Origin of the sequence: Pseudoalteromonas sp. THAF3 (assembly GCF_009363775.1) — a bacterium.
Classification (GTDB): domain Bacteria; phylum Pseudomonadota; class Gammaproteobacteria; order Enterobacterales; family Alteromonadaceae; genus Pseudoalteromonas; species Pseudoalteromonas ruthenica.
On the sequence record NZ_CP045418.1, the window covers coordinates 2,551,669 to 2,569,407 of the forward strand.

The following is a 17,739-nucleotide window of genomic DNA, read 5'->3' on the forward strand; positions in this document are numbered from 1 at the left end:
AAGCAAATTCACTCTAGTTGAGTAAGTTTCATTATAAAAAGCTGTTTAGACGTCTAAATGGCTGTTATAGTTATTTCATTGTCAATTGCTGGGAATGAGAACCATGGCTTTATCACTGCGAGAAAAAATAGAGGACCCCCGTCAGGGCGTGTATTTAATTGGCACTACGCCACCTAAAGCAGATACTGATGAAGTCGCTATGCGCGCAATTGCCGAAAAGCTGCTTGGCCGTTTACACGAAATTGAGTATGACGGTGTGGTGGTTTATGACATTCAGGACGAGAGCAGTCGCATCAGCACGCCGCGCCCCTTCCCATTCAAACACACCATTGACCCACGTGATTATGGCCAGTTATTGCGGCGCTTATCACGCGCCGATGTGATCACCTATAAAAGTGTAGCTCAGCGTAATCAGGATGAATTTAATCAGTGGCTTGATAGCACCGCCAATGACCATGATTTAAATAACTTAGTCTTAGTCGGAAGTCCGTCGTCACAAGGGGATATCAAGCTAAGCTTAAATGATGCCTACAGCCAGATTGCCGCTCATCACCAGGACTTCTTTTTAGGCGGCGTGACCATTGCCGAGCGCCACGCTAATAAGCGTAATGAACATGAGCGCTTACTGACCAAAACGGCGCAAGGGTGTCAGTTTTTTATCTCCCAGGCGGTTTATGATGCGCAAGCGACTATTGATCTAATCACCAGTTATGCCCGCAGCTGCCGCCAGCAAGGGCTCTCGCCACAGCGTATTATTTTAACCTTCACCCCTTGTGGCGGTGAAAAAACGCTGGATTTTATGCAGTGGTTGGGGATTTCCGTGCCTGAGGCTACTAAGTGGCGCATGCTTGATGCCGAAAACACCTTGAGTGAGTCGGTGCGCATCTGCCGCGAAAACTTAGATTTGATCTTACGTAGCTGCGCCCATCTGGATGTGCCGCTGGGGTTGAATATCGAGTCACTGACGAACCGTAAACAGGAAATCGATGCATCCATCAACCTGTATCGTTTGCTTAAAGCCACTATGGAGCTGAGCTTGGCAGAACGACAAATCGCCTAGTTTACCTTTCTTTTGCCCGCCCAGTGCTATACCTACTGATAGCGCTGGGCATTTTGAGCGGCAAAAAGTGCAGCGTGCTACTGCACTGTGCTCACCCTAGTGCTACTTTTTACGCCACTGACCGTCGACTTTAACCATATGCCCTGCGGTCGTTTTTTCGATAGCTTTGGCGCCTGCTAACGCCTCCACTTGGCTCAAACTGATACCATTTTTCTTCGCCAATGATAAATACTTGGCTTTACGCTTAGCGTTAATCTCGGCAATGAGCTTTTGCGCCTCACTGTTATTTTGTACTAAGGCTAAATAGCCGTTGCTGGTTTCGCCGACGATACCTTGCGCCTTAGCTTGGTCTAAAGTTAGCGCCCAGGCACTGAAGGCCAACATGGCGGCACTGACTAACATACTCCATTTAACTAGTTTCATAACCCCTCCTAGAAAAGCTCGCTGTCATCGCTGAATAACTCGTCGAGTTCTTTATCCACTTTGACGCGGATCTCATGATCGACTTTGACATTTAGGTTGATGGTGATTGGCTCTTTACTCTCTACCTCAACCTTATGGGTGCATCCCATTAAAGTTAACATAGCGACCACCGCCACCAGCGATAGTTTGCTCATTCGCTTACTCCTTCGCTTGATACTCTTGCTCCACTTTCTTAGTGATTTCATCACTTAAGCGCAGCGCCTTAAATAGGGTATAGATATTTTCTTGATGATTATAGTTAAAATTTACAGCTTGCTGGTGCTCGGGGTTTTCCCCTTTTAATTGCATCGCCATGGTTAACCAACCATCGGTTTTTAAATCAACATCGGCGTTGATGCTGTTGATATCTAAGTTTTCCAACATGCCCAACATCGGCCCAAGCTCTGCCTGCTGTGCTTTCACCGCATCGAAGGCGGCGTTATCTTTAATCGTCAATTTACCCGGAGCTTGCGAATAAATACGGCCATTTTCGACACTGACTCCCTGCTCCTCTAACCGTATTGGTAGTTTTGCTGCCAATACCCCTGTGATCTCAATGCCCTGCTGTGGCTCTAGCGCCAGTAGGCTTTGGGCATTAATTTGTGCTACCTCAACGAAGGTGGGAGCACGACGCTTCGTTAGCCCAGTCACATAAAGTTTATCCAGCGACAAAGTGCCACCTAACACCTCGGCCTGCACCTCTTTGAGGTAGGCATCTTGGTCATAACCCCAGAGCCCTTGCACCTGTGACAACACCGGTCCAGCGCGTAGTTGGGAAATAGTAAAGCTAGTATCATCGAGCTGAAGTTGCCCTGAATTCCACTGTCCTTGCGGCGACGTATCGATATCTTCGGCTAAGTAACTCTGATAAAGCACGCTGGCGTCGTCCACATCTAGCTGCCATTGCATACGCTGAAGGCGCGCATCACCGTGCAATTGAGCGCTGAGTGTGCCGGCGGTCAGTGACAACTCGGGGGCCAATTGGCTGGCAATGGCTTGCAATGAAGGTAAGGGCGTCGGCGGCAATACCACGGTGATAGGAAAAGCCGTTTCTTGCCAACTGTGCTTAACCAAAGCTTGCGCCTGCTGCCATGAGATAAGGTGCTCACCATCAATGCTGCGAGCAATATCAACTTGACTATCGACACTGAGCTCACTTAATCTCAGCTGCGCAGAATCTAGTTGCCCAATACGGCTTTGCACCTCAACCTGTGCGCTGCGCCGCCCTGCCCCTAAATCAGCCTGTACCTGATAATTCTGTTCGACATCAAGCAGTTTAATATCAGCATTCGCCGCAACAGCAGCAAAGGTATCAAGGCGCGCTGAAATCGAGTTATCTGCGCTGATAGTGGCATCAACAGTAACCGCTACCTGTTCGCCAGAATAAGGCGCCATTGTTAACTGTGCGGTTTTCAGTTGCCCATGCAGCGCAGTAGCCCCAGCAAAGTTATGGTCGAACTCGCCAGTGGCGCTTACGGGGGCAACATGCACATTCTCACCCACCGGCGCGGCTACTTGACCTTTAAAGGCGCCGCTAATGCGCTGCTCAGTTGCCTGTCCCGAAACACTAAGCCGCCCTAACGACTGGGTTTCTAGTTGTAAAGCATAATCGGCAGCCACCTGTGCTGTGCGCCAATTGGCACGCGGCGCCTCTAAGCGAACACCCACTTTAGTCTGTTCGCTGTTATGCGTAAGCAGCACTTGCGTTAGCTGCACCTCGCTTTCATCTATACTCACCCTTGGTTCGGCCAACGTTAGCTGCCATGACCCCTTGAGCAGCTCTGGGAAATAGGATTTTAGGCTGGCTTGATAGTCACACTGAGCCTGCGCTCGCAATTGCGTTGTAAGTGCACTGGTGTCTAGGTCAAAGCGACGCATGTTCTTGGAGCGCACCTCGATGCTGCCCTGGCTACTCACCTGCACCGGGCAAGGCGTATGTTGCCAGGTAGCTTGGCTGGCAATAGTGATCTGGTTATCGATGCGGTTTCCGTAATAACGCCCTTGTGCTTGTAGCTCCGGCAATGCCCACTGAGAGATATTAAAGCGCATGAGTGATGGCTCGGCCACAGCCATAAGCTGGGCTCTTAAGGCTTTATTGGCATGCAGTTCATAGTCGATATGCTGCGAGGTTATGGCGATATCACCGGCTATATCACCATTTAACACCCACTGATTGAGTTGCGGCTCACTCACCGTCATACGCACAGGCGCAGTGGCATAAGGCGTGTACACGGAAAGGGATTCAACAGTTACCAACGGACGACTGTCTGTCAGCGGCAAACTAAGCGCCTGAGGTTTACCAGTATCACTGGATGATTGAGTTTGTTGCTTAGCCAGAGTTAAGGCTGCTTTTTCAATATCGATGTGCTGCGGTGTGATTCGCGCCTGCTTTATAACAAGCCGGTGCTGGCGATAACCTACACATAACTTATTGACTGTGATTGTGGTCAGCCCGCTCCCCCATTGCCAATCAGCACAGGTTAACTCTGCTTCATCGGCATCAAGGTACTGTTTCGCTACCATAAAGGTGAGCTCAATGCGAAATAAGTAGGCGGTAGCTAGAGTGAGCCCTATCACTGCTAATCCAATCAACAGCTTGCGCAGCATAGTTTTCCTTAAAGCGGTAAATGGTAGGTGATCATTTTAAAAGTTTCTCATGAAGCGAAGCTGATTGGAACACATCAATAAGAGCAACAAAAAAGGCTGCCAAGGCAGCCTTTTTAGGTTAGACAAGCACTAGATAGTTAGCCAATGTGCTTGCGCGCGTTCCGGAACATACGCATCCATGGGCTGTCTTCTTGCCACTCATCTGGGTGCCATGAGTTCGCTACCGCGCGGAATACCCGCTCTGGGTGTGGCATCATCACCGTAGCGCGACCATCTGTAGAGGTCATACCCGAGATTGCCTCTGGTGAACCATTGGGGTTCGCCGGATATTGCATGGTTGGGTTACCGTAGTTATCTACGTATTTCACCGCCACAGTACCCGAGTTCACTGCTGTTTGAATAGCCGCCTCATTTGCAAATTCGGCACGGCCTTCACCGTGTGACACCGCAATTGGCATACGTGAGCCCGCCATACCGCTGAAGAACACCGATGGGCTGTCTTGTACTTCGACCAAGGTTGCACGCGCTTCAAAACGCTCGCTTTGGTTGGTCACGAAACGTGGCCAATGCTGCGTGCCTGGGATCAGCTCGCGCAATGTTGATAGCATCTGACAGCCATTACACACACCCAAGCTGAAGGTATCTTGTCGCTCGAAGAAGCCTTGGAACTGCTCGCGTGCCATGTCATTAAATAGAATGGACTTCGCCCAGCCTTCACCGGCCCCGAGTACGTCACCATATGAGAAGCCACCGCACGCCACAAGGCCTTTGAATTGCTCTAGCGTTAAGCGCCCCTCTAGAATGTCACTCATGTGTACGTCAACAGCGGCAAAGCCTGCACGGTTAAATGCCGCCGCCATCTCAACGTGTGAGTTAACGCCTTGCTCACGCAAGATAGCCATTTGTGGCTTAGCGCCAGTGGCAATGTAAGGCGCGGCGACATCTTCGTTAATGTCGAAGCTCAGCTTCACGTTGAGACCTGGGTCATTGGCATCAGCTTTGGCATCATGCTCTTGGCGAGCACAGGCAGGGTTATCACGCAGAGACTGCATTTGATAAGTGGTTTCCGCCCACGCTAAACGCAGCTCGGTACGGCTATTATCCACTAATACATGACCACCACGGTTAATAATCAGCTGATCTGCATCGTTCAACGTACCAATTTCATGGCTTAGCGCAGCAAGACCGTTCTCGGCAAGGGTGGCCTTCACCGCGTCTAGGTCATCATTGCGAACCTGAATAACGGCACCCAGCTCTTCGTTGAATAGGACCTCTAAATCAGACCCCGCTAACGCGTCTAGCTCTAGCGTTACCCCAGTGTGACCCGCGAAAGCCATCTCCGCAGCAGTTACGAATAAACCACCGTCAGAGCGGTCATGGTAAGCCAGTAGTTTTTCTTCGCTTACCAGCGCTTGCATCGCCTCGAAGAAGCCTTTTAATAGTTCAGGGCTATCAACATCTGGGGTTTTGTCACCCAGCTGCTTGTAAACCTGCGCCAAGCTTGATGCCCCCATGCGGTTTTGACCAGCACCCAAGTCGATAAGCAAGAGCGTTGAATCGCCTTTATCGGTGCGCAGCTGTGGCGTGACCGTTTTACGAATGTCTTCAACACGACCAAACGCAGTGATTACCAAAGACAACGGCGCAGTCACGGCTTTATCTTCACCATTATCTTGCCATGTGGTCTTCATCGACATTGAGTCTTTACCTACCGGGATGGTTAAGCCCAAGGCTGGACACAGCTCTTCACCCACGGCCTTAACCGCTTCATATAAACCGGCGTCTTCACCGGGGTGCCCGGCTGCCGCCATCCAGTTTGCTGATAGCTTAATGTTATTCAATGAGCCAATATCAGCACAGGCAATATTGGTCAGTGACTCGGCGACCGCTAAACGCGCTGAAGCACCATAATTAAGCAGTGCCGCAGGTGTACTCTCACCCATAGACATGGCCTCACCATGATAGGTGTCGTACGCAGCAGCTGTCACGGCACAGTTGGCCACCGGCACCTGCCAAGGGCCAACCATTTGGTCACGGGCAACCAAACCGGTTACCGAGCGGTCGCCAATGGTGATTAAGAAGGTTTTTTCAGCAACTGCTGGCAAGCGCAGTAGTCGTTGCACCGCGTCTTGCACGGTAATAGCGTTGGTATTAAGCGCTTCACCCTGAGCCTGCTTGGTGCTGACATCACGGTGCATTTTCGGCGCTTTACCCAATAACACATCAAGCGGCAGATCCACTGGGTTATTGTTAAAGTGCGAGTCAGAAACCCGTAAGTGACGTTCTTCGGTCGCAGTACCGATGACTGCGTACTCGGCGCGCTCACGTTGACATATTTGCTCAAAGCGAGCGAAGTTTTCTTCTGCTACCGCCAGCACGTAACGCTCTTGTGATTCATTACACCAAATCTCATGCGGCGCCATACCGGGCTCATCGTTTGGCACATTACGCAATTCGAAATCGCCCCCTCGGCCGCCATCATCCACTAATTCAGGGAAGGCATTTGACAGGCCACCGGCGCCCACATCGTGGATAAAAGCAATGGGGTTGTCATCGCCTAGCTGCCAGCATTTATCGATGACTTCTTGACAGCGGCGTTCCATTTCTGGATTTTCACGTTGTACCGAAGCAAAGTCGAGGTCTTCATTGGACTGTCCTGACGCCATGGACGAAGCCGCTCCGCCTCCCAAGCCAATATTCATTGCCGGGCCGCCCAACACAATAAGCTTCGCGCCTACCGGGATCTCGCCTTTTTGTACATGGTCAGTACGAATGTTACCTAAACCACCGGCAATCATAATAGGCTTGTGATAACCGCGCACTTCCTCGCCATTGTGGCTATTAACTCGCTCTTCATAGGTACGGAAGTAACCCAGTAGGTTTGGACGACCAAACTCATTGTTAAACGCGGCGCCGCCTAGCGGGCCATCAATCATGATATCCAGCGCTTCAACAATGCGCCCTGGTTTACCGTATTCGCTCTCCCATGGTTGTTCAAAACCTGGGATGCGTAAGTTAGATACGCTAAAGCCTACCAAACCAGCTTTTGGCTTAGAGCCTCGGCCTGTAGCACCTTCATCACGGATTTCACCGCCCGAGCCCGTTGATGCACCTGAGAATGGCGAAATCGCGGTTGGGTGGTTGTGGGTTTCAACCTTCATCAAAATTTCGATGTTTTCTTGGTGATACGTGTATTCACCACTGAAATCAGGAAAGAAACGACCGGCCACTGAGCCTTTCATCACCGCTGCATTGTCTTTGTATGCAGATAATACGTTGACGCTATTTTGCTCGTAGGTGTTTTTGATCATTTTGAACAGCGATTTGGGCTGCTCTGTGCCGTCAATGGTCCAATCAGCGTTAAAGATTTTGTGACGGCAATGCTCTGAGTTCGCCTGCGCGAACATAAACAATTCAATGTCGTTCGGGTTACGGCCGAGTTTCTGGAAGTTCTCTACCAGATAATCAATCTCGTCGTCTGCAAGGGCAAAGCCTTGTTCAACATTCGCTTTAGCTAGCGCCTCACGGCCTCCGCCAAGGATGTCCACCGATGACATAGCTCGCGGCTCATCGGTACGAAACAGTTTCGCGGCATCATCCATATCGCGGTGCGTTGCTTCGGTCATGCGGTCGTGTAGCAAGGCGGCCACATCGTTAAGCTGGCAAACACTCAAATCACCTTCAACATAATAGGCGATGCCGCGCTCGATACGATGTACCTGAGTTAATCCACAATTGTGAGCGATGTCGGTGGCCTTAGATGCCCATGGCGAAATTGTGCCTGGACGCGGGGTAACTAAAATAAGTGTCCCTTGGGGCTCATGTTCAGGAATATGCGGCCCATAAGTAAGCAGCTTTTCCAGCTTGCTGTGCTCGTCAGAATTCAGTGCTGCTGTGACATCAGCAAAGTGCATAAATTCGGCGTAGACGTTAGTTACAGGAAGGTTGGCTTGCTTACATTGAGTAAGCACTTTTTGAACACGAAAATCGGAAAGTGCTGGCGCACCACGCAGGATTAACATAGGTAATATCATCCGGGGTTAAGGATTGAACGACAGTTGCCGCGCATTATACTTAATTTAGTTAAAAATGCGAGTTAAAGGGCCGCTGGCAAGGACGATTGTCCGCTATTGCAGGGAATCCTTATAAGCCTTACTTCTATGGCTAAAGTAGAGGTGACGCCAAGCCTTGGTTTTGTTATAAGTGGTGGTATCGGGGTAAAGGGGCAAGCCGTGAGATTCGTTTGGTTAATTGTGAGTATCTGGGTACTCGTAGGCTGCAGTGAGCCGCAAAAACCTAGCCAATTAGAGCGTATTCATCAAAGCAACACGTTGCGCGTGGGCACCCTGGCCGGTGCCAGCAATTATTACCAAGCCCCTCAAGGGGAGCAAGGGTTTGAATACGAACTTGCCCAAGATTTTGCTAACTACCTAGGCGTAGAGCTGGATATCGTGCCGTTCTTTAGCCTTAACGATATGTTTCAGCGCCTTGATAATGGCTCATTGGACCTGGTCGCATCGGGCATTGGCTACACTCCAAGTCGTGCCGAGCTGTACCGCTTTGGCCCCAGTTACCGCATCATTAGTCAAAAGCTGGTTTACAAACAAGGTCGAGTCCGGCCGCGCGACTTTGATGACTTAGAGGGCAACTTAACGGTACTGGCCCGCAGCAGCCACTCGCAAACTCTACATCGGTATAAAAAACAGTACCCTCAACTGAGTTGGAATGAAACCGATGAAATGGATGAAGCAGAGTTACTGCAAGCCATTATCGACGGCGATATCGACTACACCATTGCTGACTCCCACGCCTTGGCACTGTTTCGCCGTTACCACCCGAATCTGAGCATCGGCTTTTCCGTGACCCGTAATGACCCAATTGGCTGGGTACTGCGCCAAGATAACGACGACTCGCTCTATGCCTTGGTAGTGGAGTTTTTCGGTGAGGCGAAAGCGAACAAGCGCCTTTATGCCTTAGAAGAGAAATACTTTGGCCACGTACGCCAGTTTAACTATGTTAACACCTTGGCATTTATTGAAGCCGTTGCCGATACCTTGCCGACTTATATGCCTTGGTTTAAACAGTATGCACAAGAGTTAGACTGGCGCTTGCTGGCCGCACTCAGTTACCAAGAATCAATGTGGGACCCCTTGGCAAAATCACCCACTGGGGTACGCGGTATTATGATGCTTACTTTACCAACGGCAAAACAGGTGGGCGTTACCAGTCGCCTCAAACCAGAACAGAATATTCGCGGCGGTGCCGAGTACTTACGTTATCTTATTGAACGCATACCTGATCGTATTGCCCAACCTGACCGTACTTGGTTTGCCTTAGCGTCATATAATGTCGGCTGGGGTCATGTAAATGATGCACGGATCCTAACCGAGCGTGCCGGTGACGATAAAGACAAGTGGGCCGATGTGAAAAAATACCTACCGCTGTTGATCAAGAAACGCTATTATCGTACAACTAAATACGGTTATGCGCGCGGAGACGTAGCGGTAACTTACGTAGACAATATTCGGCGCTACTACGACACCCTAGTATGGTTAGATGAAAACGATGCTTTGGTGGCCAACAACGCTAGCGCCAAGGAAGAATCGGCCGGAACGCCATAAAACTGTCATTTAATCGTGTTTTTATTGGCAGCTCTCCCCTCTCACACTTTCAAGGAGAATACACTATGCTAAAACGCCGTAGAACGCATCGCTTTAAGCGAAATGTACTATTTTCATCGACTAATCGTCGTCGAGTAACCCGCAAAAATACCCACAATAAGATTTTGTGGCGTCGCCGCTTGTTTGCCATGCAACAAATGGAAGAACTAGAAAAGCAACGCTTGGCGGAGGCCTAACCCTCTTCCCCCTGGCGTTGCTGACGCGCCTTTTTTCTTTCCTTATGCTCTTGCCGACGTCGCTTAAAAAACGCTGATAACTTAGTTGCACACTGCTGCTCAAGCACCCCTTTGGTGACTTCAACTTGATGATTAAGCCGAGGCTCCTGCACTAGGTTCATAATAGACCCCGCAGAACCCGTTTTTAAATCATTGGCACCAAAGACTAGCCGCGCAATGCGACTATGAACGAGTAAACCAGCACACATTGAGCATGGCTCCAGCGTGACGTACAAAGTGCAGTCAATAAGCCGATAGTTATTAAGGGCCACTCCAGCTGCACGCACCGCCATCATTTCAGCATGGGCCGACGGATCGTTAAGGGTGATCGATTGATTCCAGCCCTCGGCAATTAGCTCACCATCTTTGACTAGTACAGCACCGACTGGGATCTCACCTAGCTGCTCGGCCTTATCGGCACAGGCTAAGGCTTTCGCCATCCAGTATTCGTCATTTAGCTCGGTCATAGGGTATCTTTTAACTACTTAGGAACAGCAATTATACCAAGCAATATCGGCAAGTGCGCGGCGAATCGTCTCGCTAACATCAGCAAATTCCTGACTATGCTTTACACTCATTATTAGAATTTTCTGAGTCTAGTATTAACACATTCTCACTATTTAGCGGATTTTATGGTTCGTACCATAGCCTGCACACCCAAAATTAAGCTATAATTCGCCGCTTTTTTTGTTCTATGGACACCGAAAACGGGTAAGTCATGAAGTTTCCTGGTCGCCGAAGACATAAACATTATTTCCCGGTGGAAGATAAAGATCCACTTACTAATCAAATCAACCCCGAATCGCGGTTGAAGCGCAGCTACATTGTAGGCATAGATCAGATCGTGGTGGATATTGAAGCCAAGGTCGATCAGGCATTCTTAGATGAATTCGGGCTGCAGCGTGGCATGTCACAGGTTATTGACAGTGACGTTACCAATGCCCTCTATGACCGGCTCAAGCTCAACGACATGGTTGATTATGAGTTTGCTGGCGGCACCGTAGGCAATACCATGCACAACTACTCAGTGCTGGCTGATGATCGTTCGGTGCTACTTGGCGTAATGAGTGAAAATATCAAAATTGGTAGTTATGCTTATCGCTTTTTGTGTAACACCTCAAGCCGTGTAGACCTTAATTATCTGCAACCTGTAGATGGCCCCATAGGCCGTTGCTTTACGCTGATTGATGAAAGTGGCGAACGTACCTTCGCCATCAGCGCAGGGTTAATGAATCACTTACGCCCTGAGTCCATAGATAAGAACCTGATCCAAGAATCATCTGCTTTGGTGATCAGTGCCTACCTTATGCGCACGCAAGGCAACGAAACAATGACCGAAGCCACTATGCAAGCGGTAAAGTACGCAAACGAAGCCGGAGTACCAGTGGTTCTGACGCTCGGCACCAAGTTTCTTATTGAGCAAGACCCGACATGGTGGGCCAACTTTGTAAATGATCATGTTGATATTCTTGCTATGAACGAAGAAGAAGGCTTAGCGATTACCGGTTTTGAAGATCCACTATTGGCGGCAGACAAAGCCCTAGAATGGGTCGACTTTGTGATTTGTACGGCTGGTGAAAAAGGCATGTTTATGGCCGGCTATGTCGATGATCAGCATAAACGCGCCACTGAGTACCCACTCCTTCCAGGTGCCATCGCTGACTTTAATCGTTATGAGTTTTCACGTGCCATGCGCAAGCAAGATTGCCAACAGCCTGTGCGTGCTTATAGCCATACCGCACCATTTATGGGTGGGCCAGATAGCATTAAGAACACCAATGGCGCCGGTGATTGCGCGCTAGCTGCTGTACTGCATGATATTAGCGCTAATGAGTACCACAAGTTAAATGTGCCAAACTCAGCCAAGCATGGTCAGCAAGCGATCACTTACTCTTCTTTAGCCCAGATCAGTAAGTATGCGAACCGAGCAAGTTATGAAGTGCTAGTACAACATTCGCCGCGTTTAACCCGGGGCCTACCGGAGCGCGAGGATTGCCTAGAGCAAGCCTATTGGGAACAGTAACCCTCCTATCGTTTTAACCAAGAAAGCCGCTTTTTAGCGGTTTTTTTATGCCCGTAAATCGATGTCTATACAATGTAGGTCAGGGTTTTACCCTGACTAGATGCTGCAAGGCTAAAGCCTAGCCTACGGGTGTGGGGTTCTTCTGTTGTTTGGTTCTGTTGTAGGTCAGGGGTTTACCCTGACTAGGGTGAAGCAAGGCTAAAAGCCTTGCCTACAGGAAAGAGGGTTCAACGGATGTTTCGCTCTGTTGTGGGTCAGGGTTTACCCTGACTAGGGTGTTGCAAGGCTAAAGCCTTGCCTATAGATGTGGTGATGAATGTTTAGCTGTGTTGTAGGTCAGGATTTTATCCTGACTAGATGATGCAAGGCTGAGGTCTTGCCTACAGGTGTGATGACCGATGATGATGTGTTGTGGCTCAGGGTTTTACCCTGACTAGGTGATGCAAGGCTAGAAGCCTTGCCTACGGGTGCGGGGTTAGTCTGTGGTTTAGTTGTGTTGTGGGTCAGGATTTATCCTGACTGTGATGTTGCAAGGCTGAAGCCTTGCCTACAGGCTATTTGGGCGAGCTCTTTTCTACACGCATAAAAAAACCCGCTGCACTGGTGCAACGGGTCTCTCTAATTAGGAGCCTGGTGATGACCTACTTTCACATGGGCGAACCCACACTATCATCGGCGCAGTTCCGTTTCACTTCTGAGTTCGGCATGGGGTCAGGTGGGTCCAGAACGCTATTATCACCAAGCATAAACTTGGCCTAACACGGCGTGTTAGTCATTTGGAAAGCTGTATAAGTAAATCTACTTTAGTCTCTTAACTTCTGTGCTTAAACAGTCACATACAAACCACTTTGGCGTTGTATGGTTAAGCCTCACGGGTAATTAGTACAGGTTAGCTTAACGCCTTGCAGCGCTTCCACATCCTGCCTATCAACGTTGTCGTCTTCAACGGCCCTTTAGTGGAGTCAAACTCCAAGTGAGAACTCATCTCGAGGCTCGCTTCCCGCTTAGATGCTTTCAGCGGTTATCGATTCCGAACGTAGCTACCGGGCAATGCCTTTGGCAAAACAACCCGAACACCAGCGGTTCGTCCACTCCGGTCCTCTCGTACTAGGAGCAGCCCCTCTCAATTCTCAAACGCCCACGGCAGATAGGGACCGAACTGTCTCACGACGTTCTAAACCCAGCTCGCGTACCACTTTAAATGGCGAACAGCCATACCCTTGGGACCGACTTCAGCCCCAGGATGTGATGAGCCGACATCGAGGTGCCAAACACCGCCGTCGATATGAACTCTTGGGCGGTATCAGCCTGTTATCCCCGGAGTACCTTTTATCCGTTGAGCGATGGCCCTTCCATTCAGAACCACCGGATCACTATGACCTACTTTCGTACCTGCTCGACGTGTCTGTCTCGCAGTTAAGCTGGCTTCTACCATTACACTAACCGTACGATGTCCGACCGTACTTAGCCAACCTTCGTGCTCCTCCGTTACTCTTTGGGAGGAGACCGCCCCAGTCAAACTACCCACCAGGCACTGTCCGCAACCCCGATTCAGGGGCCAACGTTAGAACATCAAACATACAAGGGTGGTATTTCAAGGATGGCTCCATGATTACTGGCGTAACCACTTCAAAGCCTCCCACCTATCCTACACATGTAGGCTCAATGTTCAGTGCCAAGCTGTAGTAAAGGTTCACGGGGTCTTTCCGTCTAGCCGCGGGTACACAGCATCTTCACTGCGATTTCAATTTCACTGAGTCTCGGGTGGAGACAGCGTGGCCATGGTTACACCATTCGTGCAGGTCGGAACTTACCCGACAAGGAATTTCGCTACCTTAGGACCGTTATAGTTACGGCCGCCGTTTACCGGGGCTTCGATCAAGAGCTTCGACAAAGTCTAACCCCATCAATTAACCTTCCGGCACCGGGCAGGTGTCACACCGTATACGTCATCTCACGATTTAGCACAGTGCTGTGTTTTTAATAAACAGTCCCAGCCACCTGGTCACTGCGACCCACTTCAGCTCCAGACGCAGGTCCTTCACCTAATGTGGGCGTACCTTCTCCCGAAGTTACGGTACTATTTTGCCTAGTTCCTTCACCCGAGTTCTCTCAAGCGCCTTAGTATTCTCTACCTGACCACCTGTGTCGGTTTAGGGTACGATTCGATATAGACTGAAGCTTAGAGGCTTTTCCTGGAAGTATGGCACCAACAGCTTCCACTCCGTAGAGTGTCGTCTCGACTCTCAGCCTTAAAGAATCCCGGATTTACCTAAGATTCAAGCCTACTGCCTTTCACACGGACAACCAACGCCGTGCCTGCCTAGCCTTCTCCGTCCCCCCATCGCATCTATACCAAGTACGGGAATATTAACCCGTTTCCCATCGACTACGCCTTTCGGCCTCGCCTTAGGGGTCGACTCACCCTACCCTGATTAACATGGGATAGGAACCCTTGGTCTTCCGGCGTGCGGGTTTTTCACCCGCATTATCGTTACTCATGTCAGCATTCGCACTTGTGATATGTCCAGCATGCCTCCCGGCACACCTTCAGCCACTTACACAACGCTCCCCTACCCCGCAACATAAAGTTGCAGCCGCAGCTTCGGTGGTATGTTTAGCCCCGTTACATCTTCCGCGCAGGCCGACTCGACTAGTGAGCTATTACGCTTTCTTTAAAGGGTGGCTGCTTCTAAGCCAACCTCCTAGCTGTTTTAGCCTTCCCACATCGTTTCCCACTTAACATACACTTTGGGACCTTAGCTGGCGGTCTGGGTTGTTTCCCTCTCCACGATGGACGTTAGCACCCACCGTGTGTCTCCCGGATAGTACTCATTGGTATTCGGAGTTTGCATGGGGTTGGTAAGTCGGGATGACCCCCTAGCCCAAACAGTGCTCTACCCCCAATGGTATTCGTCCGAGGCTCTACCTAAATAGATTTCGGGGAGAACCAGCTATCTCCCGGTTTGATTAGCCTTTCACTCCAAGCCACAGGTCATCCCCTAACTTTTCAACGTTAGTGGGTTCGGTCCTCCAATTGATGTTACTCAATCTTCAACCTGCCCATGGCTAGATCACCGGGTTTCGGGTCTATACCTTGCAACTCAACGCGCAGTTAACGCTCGCTTTCACTACGGCTACCCTATTCGGTTAACCTCGCTACAAAATATAAGTCGCTGACCCATTATACAAAAGGTACGCAGTCACCCTCGAAGGGCTCCTACTGCTTGTACGTACACGGTTTCAGGTTCTATTTCACTCCCCTCACAGGGGTTCTTTTCGCCTTTCCCTCACGGTACTGGTTCACTATCGGTCAGTTGGGAGTATTTAGCCTTGGAGGATGGTCCCCCCATATTCAGTCAAAGTTTCACGTGCTCCGACCTACTCGATTTCACTTATTAGACGTTGTCGTGTACGGGACTATCACCCTGTATCGTGGCACTTTCCAGAGCCTTCCACTAACATCAAATAAGCTTAAGGGCTGCTCCGATTTCGCTCGCCGCTACTTTCGGAATCTCGGTTGATTTCTTTTCCTACGGGTACTTAGATGTTTCAGTTCTCCGCGTTCGCCTCTTACACCTATGTATTCAGTGCAAGATACCTGCAAGCAGGTGGGTTTCCCCATTCGGAAATCCTGGCCTCAAGCGCTTTTTACTAGCTTGACCAGGCTTATCGCAAGTTAATACGTCCTTCATCGCCTCCAACTGCCAAGGCATCCACCGTGTACGCTTAGTCACTTAACCATACAACCCAAAGTAGTTTGAGCTGTTTGGTGCGACTGTTTAACTTCGCCAGAAGTTATAGAATACTAAAGTAGACGCACAATTAATCTGTCGATTAACTGGCATTTTCTTTACTTATTGAGAACTCTAAATCACTTACGTGATTCAAAGTTTTTATCAGCTTTCCAAATTGTTAAAGAGCAAATATTACCTACCCGCCTTGGCAAGTAAGTAACAATCATCTGTGTGGACACTGCGAACAAATTCGTTCTAAATCGTATAAGGAGGTGATCCAGCCCCAGGTTCCCCTAGGGCTACCTTGTTACGACTTCACCCCAGTCATGAATCACTCCGTGGTGATCGCCCTCCCGAAGGTTAGGCTAACCACTTCTGGAGCAACCCACTCCCATGGTGTGACGGGCGGTGTGTACAAGGCCCGGGAACGTATTCACCGCGACATTCTGATTCGCGATTACTAGCGATTCCGACTTCATGGAGTCGAGTTGCAGACTCCAATCCGGACTACGACGCACTTTAAGTGATTCGCTCACCCTCGCAGGCTCGCAGCACTCTGTATGCGCCATTGTAGCACGTGTGTAGCCCTACACGTAAGGGCCATGATGACTTGACGTCGTCCCCACCTTCCTCCGGTTTATCACCGGCAGTCTCCTTAGAGTTCCCGACCGAATCGCTGGCAACTAAGGATAGGGGTTGCGCTCGTTGCGGGACTTAACCCAACATCTCACAACACGAGCTGACGACAGCCATGCAGCACCTGTCTCAGAGCTCCCGAAGGCACCAATCTATCTCTAGAAAGTTCTCTGGATGTCAAGTGTAGGTAAGGTTCTTCGCGTTGCATCGAATTAAACCACATGCTCCACCGCTTGTGCGGGCCCCCGTCAATTCATTTGAGTTTTAACCTTGCGGCCGTACTCCCCAGGCGGTCTACTTAATGCGTTTGCTTTGGAAAACAGCTCCGAAAAGCCGAGCTCCTAGTAGACATCGTTTACGGCGTGGACTACCAGGGTATCTAATCCTGTTTGCTCCCCACGCTTTCGTACATGAGCGTCAGTGTTGACCCAGGTGGCTGCCTTCGCCATCGGTATTCCTTCAGATCTCTACGCATTTCACCGCTACACCTGAAATTCTACCACCCTCTATCACACTCTAGCCTGCCAGTTCGAAATGCAGTTCCCAGGTTAAGCCCGGGGCTTTCACATCTCGCTTAACAAACCGCCTGCGTACGCTTTACGCCCAGTAATTCCGATTAACGCTCGCACCCTCCGTATTACCGCGGCTGCTGGCACGGAGTTAGCCGGTGCTTCTTCTGCAAGTAACGTCACAGCTGTAAGGTATTAACTTACACCCTTTCCTCCTTGCTGAAAGTGCTTTACAACCCGAAGGCCTTCTTCACACACGCGGCATGGCTGCATCAGGCTTGCGCCCATTGTGCAATATTCCCCACTGCTGCCTCCCGTAGGAGTCTGGGCCGTGTCTCAGTCCCAGTGTGGCTGATCATCCTCTCAAACCAGCTAGGGATCGTCGCCTTGGTGAGCCATTACCTCACCAACTAGCTAATCCCACTTGGGCCAATCTAAAGGCGAGAGCCGAAGCCCCCTTTGCTCCGTAGAGATTATGCGGTATTAGCCGTCGTTTCCAACGGTTGTCCCCCACCTCAAGGCATGTTCCCAAGCATTACTCACCCGTCCGCCGCTCGACGCCAGAGGTGCAAGCACCTCTTCGTTTCCGCTCGACTTGCATGTGTTAGGCCTGCCGCCAGCGTTCAATCTGAGCCATGATCAAACTCTTCAATTAAAAGTTTTTTGAATCCGAAGATTCAGCTCAATGAATACTGATTTTGATATCTGTCGATATCGAATTGACTGTGCTGAATAAATTAAATTTATTCCGTTGGTCACTCAGTTCAATTGAGACTCTAAATTTGTTTGCGTCATCTAGCGAACTAGAA

General features: G+C 50.0%; 9 protein-coding genes and 3 rRNA genes. 4 read left to right on the forward strand and 8 right to left on the reverse strand.

The window, feature by feature from the left end; genetic code table 11:
• Window positions 1-103: 103 nt before the first annotated feature.
• Window positions 104-1,060, forward strand: a complete 957-nt coding sequence (locus FIU82_RS11870; RefSeq protein WP_138549061.1) for a methylenetetrahydrofolate reductase — start codon at window positions 104-106, stop codon at window positions 1,058-1,060.
• A gap of 102 nt (window positions 1,061-1,162) precedes the next feature.
• On the opposite strand, the gene FIU82_RS11875 is transcribed toward FIU82_RS11870, so the two are convergent.
• The 4 genes from FIU82_RS11875 to purL form a co-directional block, all read right to left on the reverse strand.
• Window positions 1,163-1,483 carry a YdbL family protein gene (locus tag FIU82_RS11875; RefSeq protein ID WP_022944727.1) on the reverse strand — a complete coding sequence of 107 codons (321 nt, stop codon included), beginning with the start codon at window positions 1,481-1,483 and terminating at the stop codon, window positions 1,163-1,165.
• Between the two features lie 8 nt (window positions 1,484-1,491).
• Window positions 1,492-1,677 carry a YnbE family lipoprotein gene (locus tag FIU82_RS11880; protein WP_022944728.1) on the reverse strand — a complete coding sequence of 62 codons (186 nt, stop codon included), beginning with the start codon at window positions 1,675-1,677 and terminating at the stop codon, window positions 1,492-1,494.
• Window positions 1,678-1,681: 4 nt separating this feature from the next.
• Window positions 1,682-4,129, reverse strand: coding sequence for a YdbH domain-containing protein (locus tag FIU82_RS11885; protein ID WP_152441146.1), 2,448 nt, complete (start codon window positions 4,127-4,129; stop codon window positions 1,682-1,684).
• A gap of 137 nt (window positions 4,130-4,266) precedes the next feature.
• Entirely contained in the window at window positions 4,267-8,151 is a 3,885-nt protein-coding gene (gene purL, locus FIU82_RS11890) for a phosphoribosylformylglycinamidine synthase (RefSeq protein WP_152441147.1), read from the reverse strand.
• A 210-nt stretch (window positions 8,152-8,361) separates the two neighbouring features.
• Between purL and mltF the strand changes: the two genes are divergently transcribed.
• Together mltF and FIU82_RS18660 are read left to right on the forward strand one after the other, a co-directional pair.
• Window positions 8,362-9,750 (forward strand): membrane-bound lytic murein transglycosylase MltF, encoded by a 1,389-nt coding sequence (mltF, locus tag FIU82_RS11895; RefSeq protein ID WP_045980668.1) that lies wholly within the window; start codon window positions 8,362-8,364, stop codon window positions 9,748-9,750.
• 65 nt (window positions 9,751-9,815) lie between these two features.
• Window positions 9,816-9,986 carry a hypothetical protein gene (locus FIU82_RS18660; RefSeq protein ID WP_022944732.1) on the forward strand — a complete coding sequence of 57 codons (171 nt, stop codon included), beginning with the start codon at window positions 9,816-9,818 and terminating at the stop codon, window positions 9,984-9,986.
• Here the strand turns inward: FIU82_RS18660 and tadA are convergent.
• A complete protein-coding gene (gene tadA, locus FIU82_RS11900; RefSeq protein WP_152441148.1) occupies window positions 9,983-10,492 on the reverse strand; it encodes a tRNA adenosine(34) deaminase TadA in 510 nt (169 codons plus the stop codon). The genes FIU82_RS18660 and tadA overlap by 4 nt on opposite strands.
• A gap of 251 nt (window positions 10,493-10,743) precedes the next feature.
• Here tadA and FIU82_RS11905 point away from each other — a divergent pair, with 251 nt between their 5' ends.
• Complete coding sequence (locus tag FIU82_RS11905; protein ID WP_022944734.1) at window positions 10,744-12,048, forward strand: inosine/guanosine kinase; 1,305 nt, start codon at window positions 10,744-10,746, stop codon at window positions 12,046-12,048.
• A 628-nt stretch (window positions 12,049-12,676) separates the two neighbouring features.
• Here FIU82_RS11905 and rrf read toward each other — a convergent pair.
• The 3 genes from rrf to FIU82_RS11920 all read right to left on the reverse strand — a co-directional run bounded on the left by rrf (window position 12,677) and on the right by FIU82_RS11920 (window position 17,585).
• Window positions 12,677-12,791: ribosomal RNA gene (rrf, locus tag FIU82_RS11910) — 5S ribosomal RNA — on the reverse strand.
• 115 nt (window positions 12,792-12,906) lie between these two features.
• Window positions 12,907-15,791: ribosomal RNA gene (locus FIU82_RS11915) — 23S ribosomal RNA — on the reverse strand.
• 259 nt (window positions 15,792-16,050) lie between these two features.
• Window positions 16,051-17,585: ribosomal RNA gene (locus FIU82_RS11920) — 16S ribosomal RNA — on the reverse strand.
• Together the 16S, 23S and 5S rRNA genes form the textbook arrangement of a ribosomal RNA operon.
• Between the last annotated feature and the right edge of the window lie 154 nt (window positions 17,586-17,739).